Genomic DNA, 8,672 nt, shown 5'->3' on the forward strand with positions numbered 1-8,672 from the left:
TACCGGCGTCCTCGCCGACGACTCCGACCGGCAGGTGACGGCGGGCTCCGGGGCGGTGCGCGGCTTGCGCGCGGCCCCGCCCGGTGACGGAGCGACCTGCGGGCTGCGCGCCGGTCGAACCGTGGGCCGGGGCGCCGGGGACTGCGGTGCGGGGGGCCGTGCCGCAGCGGGCTGGGTTGCGGGGGGCTGGAGCGCGGATGGCTGGAGCGCGGATGGCTGGGGCGCGGATGGCTGGGGCGCGGGGACGGGCGCCGGGCGGGGAGCGGGCGGGCGGCCGTGCCGCGGCGGCGGCGCGGGGTGGCCCGGAGGCGGACCGGGTACCTGGGCGTGTCGGGACGGCGGGCCGCCGTACGTCGGGGGCGGCACGAACGGCGGGGGCGCCCGGTGACCTGCGGAGGGGGCCACCGGCCGGGGTCCGGTCAGCACCGCGACGCCCGCGCCCTCGGGCGCGCGATGGCGCGCCGGAGCGGCGACGGGCCCGCCGGAGCCGTACGGACGGGAGCGTCCCGCTGATCCGTCCGGCCCCGGCTGCGGCGGCAGCCGGTGGGAGGTCACGAAACCATCACACCACCTCGCCGCGCGTGATCGACGCCCACCCGGCCACTTTCGGGCGGGCCATTTGACACCGATACCCCCCAGGGGTACTCAGGAGGGGACGAGAGAGGGAGGTCCGCGGTGAGCGCACCGTCCGTGCCGTCCGCGGGGACGCACGCCGACACCCGGCGCGTCGAGCTGGCGATCACCGGGATGACGTGTGCCTCCTGCGCCGCCCGGATCGAGCGGAAGCTCAACCGCCTCGACGGCGTCACCGCCAGCGTGAACTACGCCACCGAGAACGCCCGGGTCGACCACCCGGCCTCGGTGGGGGTGGACGACCTCGTCGCCACCGTCGAGAAGCTCGGCTACGGCGCCACCGTGCCCACCCCGGCGGACACCTCCCCTGCCGACGACCGCCCCGGCCCGGGCGACGCCGACGTCCTGCGCACCCGCCTGCTCGTCAGCCTGGCGCTGACGCTGCCCGTCGTCGTGCTCGCGATGGTGCCCGCCTGGCAGTTCACCTCCTGGCAGTGGCTCTCCGCGATCCTCGCCGCGCCCGTCGTCGTCTGGGGCGGTCAGGACTTCCACCGCGCGGCCTGGACCAACCTGCGTCACGGCGCCGCGTCCATGGACACACTGGTGTCGGTGGGCACGCTCGCCGCGCTCGGCTGGTCGTTCTACGCCCTGTTCCTCGGCGGCGCCGGCATGCCGGGGATGACCCACGGGCTGTCGCTGACCGCCGCCGGCGGGCCGGACGCGATCTACCTCGAGGCCGCGTCGGCGGTGACGACGTTCGTGCTGGCCGGGCGCTTCTTCGAGGCCCGCGCCAAGCGCCGGGCCGGCGACGCGCTGCGCGCCCTGCTCGACCTCGGCGCGAAGGACGTCGCCGTGCGCCGCGACGGGCACGAGGAGCGCATTCCGGTCGACCGGCTCGTGCTCGGCGACGAGTTCGTCGTGCGCCCCGGCGACACCGTGGCCACCGACGGCGTCGTCGTCGAGGGCCGCTCCGCGGTGGACGCCAGCGCCATGACCGGCGAGTCGGTGCCCGTCGACGTGGGCCCGGGCGACCGGGTCAGCGGGGCGACGGTCGCGGTCGGCGGGCGCCTCGTGGTGCGCGCGACCGCCGTCGGCGCCGACACCCGCCTGGCCCGGATCGCGCGCCGGGTCGAGGAGGCCCAGAACGGCAAGGCCGAGGTGCAGCGCCTCGCCGACCGCGTGTCCGGGGTGTTCGTGCCGGTCGTCATCGCGCTCTCGCTCGGCACGCTCGCCGTGTGGCTGCTGCTCGGGGCAGGCGCGTCGGCGGCGTTCACCGCGGCCGTCGCCGTCCTCATCATCGCCTGCCCCTGCGCGCTGGGGCTGGCGACGCCGACCGCGCTGATGGTCGGCACGGGGCGCGGCGCCCAGCTGGGCATCCTGCTGCGCGGCCCCGAGGTGCTCGAGTCCACCCGCCGGGTCGACACCGTCGTGCTCGACAAGACCGGCACCGTCACGACCGGCGAGATGGCCCTGGTCGGAGTCACCCCGCTCGCGGGTGTCGACGAGGACGAGCTGTTGCGGCGCGCGGGAGCGCTCGAGGACGCGCTCACCCACCCCGTCGCCCGCGCCGTCGCGGACGCGGCCCGCGAGCGGCTCCCGGAGCTGGGTGGGGTCCTGCCCGCCGCCGTCGACGTCGCGGCCCGCGACGGCCTGGGCGTCCGCGGCACCGTCGAGGGCCGCACCGTGGTCGTCGGACGCACCCGGCTGCTCGACGCCGAGGACGTCGCCGTCGACCCCGGGCTCGCCGACGCCGTCGCCCGCGTCGAGGCCCGGGGCGCCACGCCCGTCGCGGTCGCGTGGGCGGACGAGGCCGGCGTCCTGACCGCCCGCGGCGTGCTCGCCGTCGCCGACACCGTGCGCGCGACCTCCGCCGACGCGATCGCCGCGCTGCACGGCATGGGCCTGCGCACCGTCCTGCTCACCGGTGACCACGAGACCGTGGCCCGCGCCGTCGCCGACGAGGTCGGCATCGACACGGTGATCGCCGGGGTGCTGCCCGAGGAGAAGGCCGAGGAGGTGGCCCGCCTGCAGAGCGAGGGCGCGGTCGTCGCCATGGTCGGCGACGGGGTCAACGACGCCGCCGCCCTGGCGCGCGCCGACCTCGGGCTCGCGATGGGCACCGGGTCGGACGCGGCGATCGAGGCCGGCGACCTCACCCTGGTGCGCGGCGACCTGCGGGTCGTGCCGGACGCCCTGCGCCTGGCCCGGCGGACGCTCGGGACGATCAAGGGCAACCTGTTCTGGGCGTTCGCCTACAACGTGGCCGCGCTCCCCCTGGCCGCGTTCGGCCTGCTCAACCCCATGATCGCCGGCGCGGCGATGGCGTTCTCGAGCGTCTTCGTCGTCGGCAACAGCCTGCGGCTGCGGCGCTTCACACCGCGGGGCGGTGCCCGATGACCGGGACGTCCGACCGGGACGGCACTGCCATCCTGACCTAGCCTGGGCCACGTGCGGAGTGCGTTCGGGACCACGTTCGACGTCGACGGCATCTACCTCAACACCCCGTCCATCGGGGTCCCGCCGCGGCCGGTGGTCGACGCCGTCTCCGAGGCGGTCGGGGCGTGGGGGCGGGCGGAGTCCTCGCCGCCGCAGTTCGACGAGGCCGTCGACACCGCGCGGGCGTCGTTCGCCCGTTTCGTCGGGGTGTCGCCGTCGTCGGTGGTGCTGGGCAGCGCGGTGTCGGGCCTGCTCGGGCTCGTCGCGGCGTCGCTGCCGGCGGGGACGCGCGTGCTCACCGCGGAACGCGAGTTCACCAGCGTCACCTTCCCGTTCGCGGGGGCCGGGCACGAGGTGATCGAGGTGCCCCTCGAGGACCTGCCGGAACGGACGGTGTCGGCCGACGTGGTGGCCGTGAGCGTGGTGGCCTCCGCCGACGGCGCTCTGGTCGACCTCGAGGCCCTCCGCTCGGAGGTCGGTCCCGACACCCTCGTCGTCCTCGACGCGACCCAGTCGCTGGGTTGGCTGCCCGCCGACCTCTCCTGGGCCGACGTCGTCGTCGCCGGCGGGTACAAGTGGCTGCTCTCGCCCCGCGGCGCCTCGTGGATGGCGGTCTCCGACCGGCTCGCCGAGCGCCTCGTCCCGCATCAGTCCGGCTGGTACGCCGGGGGCTGGCACGCCATCTACGGGCTACCGCTGCGCCTGCACCCCGACGCCCGCCGCTTCGACCTCTCCCCCGCGTGGCTCGCGCACGTGGGGGCCGCGACCGCCCTGCCCTGGCTCGAGAGCCTCGACGCCGCCGCGGTGCACGACCACGGGGTGGGGCTCGCCAACCGCCTGCGCGCCGGGCTCGACCTGCCGCCGGCCGAGTCGGCGATCGTGGCGCTGCGCCACGAGGGCGCCGCCGATCGGCTCGCTGCCGCCGGCATCCGGGCGGCCCTGCGTGGCGGGGCCGCCCGCCTCGGCTTCCACCTGCACAACACCGACGCCGACGTCGACGCGGTGCTCGAGGCGCTGGCCTGACGCGGCCCGCCGCCGCCGCGGCCGCGACGGGCACGGTGCGCATGATCGACGAGCGCCCACGCCTGCGGAATGTGCCCCTCGCGGGCCGTCCCAGCCCTCCCCGGCGTCAGGCTGGGTCGCGCGGGTACTGCTGGGGCGCGTTGACGGCGCAGTAGGTGCAGGACTCGGTGGGGAAACGGGCCGGTTCCTCGGGTACGGCGGGTGCGGCCGGACCCCGCCGGGGCCGCAGCAGCACCGCCGAGAGCAGGGCGCCGACGACGAGCAGGCCGGCGGAGATCGTCATGGCCGTCCGGAAGCCCTCGGAGAACGCGGGCGGATCGGTGTAGTCCTGCCCGGAGATGCCCGCGACGGCCGGGATCAGCGCGACGGCGAGCAGGCCGGCGGCCCGGGCGATCGCGTTGTTGACGCCCGAGGCGATGCCGACGTGGCGGTCGTCGGCGGCGTCGAGGACGGTCGCGGTGAGCGGGGCGACGGTGCCCGCGAGCCCCAGCCCGAACAGCGCCACCGCCGGCAGGACGTCCACGACGTACGACGCGCCGGGCCCGATGCGGCCCAGCAGGAGCATCCCGGTCGCGGCGAGCAGGAGCCCGACCGTCATGGGCCAGCGCGGTCCGATCCGCTGCGCCAGGCGCCCCGAGCGGGCCGAGAGCAGCAGCATGATCACGGTGATCGGCAGCATCGCCGTACCCGCCGCGAGCGGGCTGAACCCCGCGACCACCTGCAGCTGGAGGACGACGAGCACGAAGTTCACGCCGAGCGCCCCGTAGACGAGCAGGGTGATGACGTTGGCGGCCGTGAAGCGTGGGCTGGCGAACAGCTCGCCGGGCACCAGCGGGGCCCGCGAGCGTCGCTCGACGAGGACGAACGAGAGGAGGGCGAGCACGCCCACCACTCCGGTGACGATCACAGCCGGGGTGCCCCCGTCCTCCCCGGCGGCGGTCAGCGCCCAGGTCAGGGCCCCGAGGCCGGCGACGGCGAGCACGGTGCCGGGCACGTCGAGGTGGTGAGCGGCCTGCGGGTCACGCGACTCCGGCACGTGCCGCAGCGCCACGACCACGATCACCACGGCGAACGGGATGTTGATGAGGAACACCGCGCGCCAGGTCCACTCGACCAGGAAGCCGCCGAGGAACGGGCCGATCGCCCCGGCGACACCGCCCAGGCCCGACCACGCGCCGATGGCCGCGGCGCGGTCGCTGCCGTGGAAGGACGCCGAGATCAGCGCCAGGCTGCCCGGGGTCAGCAGCGCACCGCCGACGCCCTGCAGCGCGCGCCCGGCGATGAGGAACTCCACCGACGGCGCGAGCCCGCACAGTGCCGAGGCGACCGCGAACCACACGACGCCGATGACGAAGACCCGGCGACGGCCGAAGCGGTCGCCGAGCGAGCCGCCGAGCAGGATCAGCCCGGCGAGGGTGAGCGTGTAGCCGTTGATCGTCCACTGCAGCGCCGCGAAGCTCGCGTCGAACTCGGCGCCGATGCGCTCGAGCGCGATGTTGACCACCGTCGAGTCGAGCAGAGCCAGCCCCGATCCGAGCACGGTCGTCAGCAGGATCCAGCGGCCCCGGGCGCTGCCCATCCGGATGGTGTCGGCGCCGCCGGCGGTGTCGGTCACCGCCTCAGCATGGTCGTCGCACCGGTACGTGACGAGTTCGGCCGCCGCGTTACCGTGCCTCCATCGTGACGACCGGCCTCTCGCTCCCGTTCGAGCTGCCCTCCAGCGGAGCCCTCGACGGCGCCCTCGACCAGCTCACCGGCGGCCAGACGCAGGCCACGCTCGTGATCCTCGCGGGCCTCGTCGCGCTGCTGGTCGTCGGCGTCCACGGCACGTGGCGCCTCGCCCGCAACGTCGTGACCATCGCCCACGAGGGCGGGCACGCCCTGGTCGCGATCTGCTCGGGGCGCACGCTGACCCGGATCCTCCTGCACTCCGACACCTCGGGCGTCACGGTGTCGAAGGGACGCCGCGACGGGCCGGGCATGGTCGCGACGGCCGCCGCCGGCTACGCCACCCCGCCGGTCCTCGGGGTCGGCGCCGCGGCGCTCGTGGCCGCGGACGCGATCTCGGCGATGCTCGTGATCGCCGTCGTCCTGCTGCTCGCGACGCTGATCCTCATCCGCAACGCCTACGGCGTCCTGTCGGTGGCGCTCACCGGCGCGATCTTCGTGGTGGTCGCGGCCTACGGATCGGCGAACGTCCAGTACGGGTTCGCCTGCTTCGTCACCTGGTTCCTCATCCTCGGCGGCCTGCGCACGGTGCTCGAGGTGCAGCGCAAGCGCACCCGGCGTCGCGCGCCCGACTCCGACGCCGACCAGCTCGAGCGCCTCACCGGCGTCCCGGGCGGCATCTGGGTGGCCCTGTTCGCCCTGGTCGGCATCTTCGCGCTGATCGGCGCCGGCCGGCTGCTCGTGGTCTGGCCGCCCGTCTGACGTGCGTGATCTTCAGAGCTATGGCTGAGAAGATCACGCACGAAGGACGCAGTCGGCGCACTTCCCGCCGCCGGGCACCCGGTAGTAGAGGCAGCACGTGGTGCGGGCGAACCCGATGCCGCTCGGGTGGCCCGGGTCGGCGACGAAGCGCCCGAGGCCTGCGAAGGGCTCGTGCTCGAGGACGCCCCGCACGATCGCGAACGCGGCGTCGTGGCGGTCGGGGCGCTCGCCGCCGAGCACCCGCACCGCCCCGGCGAGCGCGGACGTCGCGTTGCCCCACAGCACCTGCTCCGACACCGACGCCCGGGCCCGGATGCCCGCGACCAGCGGCGCGAGGTGGTCCCGGGCGAGCACCTCGGCCAGCGCCGCCGCCGTGGGCGGGTCGTCGGGGGTGCCCAGCTCCGTGCCCGTGAGCCGCTCGGGGTCCGCCCACAGCGGCACCGGCCCGCCGGCCCACGGGCGGGCGTGCAGCACGGTGCGCGGCGACAGGTCGGGCAGCACGCCGGCGGTCGCCGCGCACAGCAGGATCGACACCGGGCGTGACGCCAGCGACTGCGTGAGCAGCGACGCCGCGACCCGCCGCCCGGCGTCCAGGCCCTCGGCGACCGCCGCCAGGCGGTCACCGACCGGGTCGGGACCCGCCGCGGGCACGTCGTACAGCGACGCGAGGGGCCGCCACGACGGGTCGGCGGCCTCCTCGTCGCGGGTCGAGATCGCGAAGAAACCGCCGACCGCGTCGGCCTCGGCGAGCACCGCCCGGACGCGGACGACCGGGGCGATCGGGGCAGCCGGGTTCCGCTGACGGCCGGTCGATTCGACGCCCACAGCGACCCATGCTGGAGGACATGAGCGTCTCGGGCACGGGGAGACGTCGCGGGCGCCGGAGCGGGCCTGCCCGTTTCTCGTTCTGGATCGACCGCGCGGGCACCCTCGGGCCGACCCTGCTGCGCTACGACCTGCGCGGACGTGGCGTGCGGCGCGGCGCCCGGCTCGGGATCGACGGACGCTGGCACGCCAGCACCCAGCCGGACTCGCTCCTGTGGCTGCACACCGGTTCGGGCGACCCCATCGACATCGACGGGGCCCGCGAGGTCGCCCGGCAGCTCGGCTTCCCCGACCTCGACGTCACCGACCCGCTGGTCCTCCCCTGACGCCTGCCGTCACCCCCTGCTCGGGAGCGGTCACGCTCCGCCACATTCGACCGGGTTCGGGGAGGTCGATGCTCCGCCAGTCGGTCCCGTTCCGTTAGGTTCCTCGCCATGCTCGACTCCGGCGTCCGTCTCGCCGCCGCCTTCCTGCCGGTGGGAGTACCGGTGATCGTCGGTCTCGTGCTCGCCGTCCTGCGACGCCGCTCGCTGCCGACCGTCTCGGGCCCGGCCATCCTCGGGCTGGCGCTGCAGCTCGTGGTCGTCGTCGTCACGACGTTCCTCGTGGCCGCGGCCTCGCTCCAGGCCTTCGGCCTGACGCCCGAGACGCTCCTGCCGCTGTCGAGCGCGCTCGGCTTCGTGGTGATCGTGCTGCAGGTCCTGTCCTGGACGCTGCTGCTCATCGCCCTCTTCCGGCGGCTGCCCACGACGGAGCCGGCGACGGCGGCCCCGGCGCCCGTCCCGGCGATGGAGCAGGACCGCACGCCGACCGGCCGGCACGCCCTGCTCGACGACCGGGGCGCCCAGGTCGTGGCCGAGGAGGGCACGACCTTCCTCCCGGTCGGCGGTCCCCGCCCCGAGCCGGCCCCGTCCTCGATGCCCCTGCCCTCGATGCCCCTGCCCTCGGTGCCGCAGCCCGGCTCGGGCCGGCAGGGGCCCGGCGGCCCCGCCCGCGGCCACTCTGCGACGGGTCACCCCGGACCGGGCAGGCCGATGCCCGGGCCTCCCCCGGCACGGCCGACCGAGGAGCCGGCCCTCGAGGAGCCGGCGGTCACCGAGACCTTCGCGGCCGGGCCCGCCCGGGACGAGCCCGCGCCGGAGGCGGAGGACGACGAGCGCTACCCGGGCTACCTGCAGGATGCCGCCACGAACACCCCCGGTGACGACGGCGCGGCGGAGGACACGGAGTACCCGGGCTACCTCGAGGGTGTCGACGACGACGAGGAGCCCTCGGACACCGGGTCGATCGCGGCGGAGCAGCAGGAGGTCCCGGAGACCGCGGTGTTCGCGACCGCCGAGCCCGCCGACGAGCTCGACGAGCCCGACGAGCTGCCGGCCGAGGAG

6 protein-coding genes and 1 pseudogene are annotated in these 8,672 nt (G+C 76.0%); 5 read left to right on the top strand and 2 right to left on the bottom strand.

The genetic code is table 11. The annotated features are described in order from the left end of the window. Window positions 1–675: 675 nt before the first annotated feature. Together PH189_RS28325 and PH189_RS28330 are read left to right on the top strand one after the other, a co-directional pair. A complete protein-coding gene (locus PH189_RS28325; RefSeq protein WP_274192209.1) occupies window positions 676–2,970 on the top strand; it encodes a heavy metal translocating P-type ATPase in 2,295 nt (764 codons plus the stop codon). Window positions 2,971–3,021: 51 nt separating this feature from the next. Beyond that, on the top strand, window positions 3,022–4,032 hold the full coding sequence (locus PH189_RS28330; protein ID WP_274192210.1) for an aminotransferase class V-fold PLP-dependent enzyme: 1,011 nt from the start codon (window positions 3,022–3,024) through the stop codon (window positions 4,030–4,032). Between the two features lie 106 nt (window positions 4,033–4,138). Here PH189_RS28330 and PH189_RS28335 read toward each other — a convergent pair whose 3' ends face one another. Continuing rightward, window positions 4,139–5,611: an MFS transporter gene (locus PH189_RS28335; protein WP_274192215.1), complete on the bottom strand. Its 1,473-nt coding sequence runs from the start codon at window positions 5,609–5,611 to the stop codon at window positions 4,139–4,141. Between the two features lie 101 nt (window positions 5,612–5,712). On the opposite strand from PH189_RS28335, the gene PH189_RS28340 reads away from it, so the two are divergent. Continuing rightward, complete coding sequence (locus PH189_RS28340; protein WP_274192211.1) at window positions 5,713–6,462, top strand: M50 family metallopeptidase; 750 nt, start codon at window positions 5,713–5,715, stop codon at window positions 6,460–6,462. A gap of 33 nt (window positions 6,463–6,495) precedes the next feature. Here the strand turns inward: PH189_RS28340 and PH189_RS28345 are convergent, their stop codons facing one another. Continuing rightward, window positions 6,496–7,287: a (2Fe-2S)-binding protein gene (locus PH189_RS28345; protein ID WP_274192212.1), complete on the bottom strand. Its 792-nt coding sequence runs from the start codon at window positions 7,285–7,287 to the stop codon at window positions 6,496–6,498. A gap of 20 nt (window positions 7,288–7,307) precedes the next feature. Between PH189_RS28345 and PH189_RS28350 the strand changes: the two genes are divergently transcribed. Next, window positions 7,308–7,613 (top strand): hypothetical protein, encoded by a 306-nt coding sequence (locus PH189_RS28350; RefSeq protein ID WP_274192213.1) that lies wholly within the window; start codon window positions 7,308–7,310, stop codon window positions 7,611–7,613. A 108-nt stretch (window positions 7,614–7,721) separates the two neighbouring features. Then, window positions 7,722–8,672 (top strand): annotated as a pseudogene (locus PH189_RS28355) (hypothetical protein); the annotation flags it as partial.

It is taken from the genome of Actinomycetospora chibensis, from assembly GCF_028737215.1.
Classification (GTDB): domain Bacteria; phylum Actinomycetota; class Actinomycetes; order Mycobacteriales; family Pseudonocardiaceae; genus Actinomycetospora; species Actinomycetospora chibensis.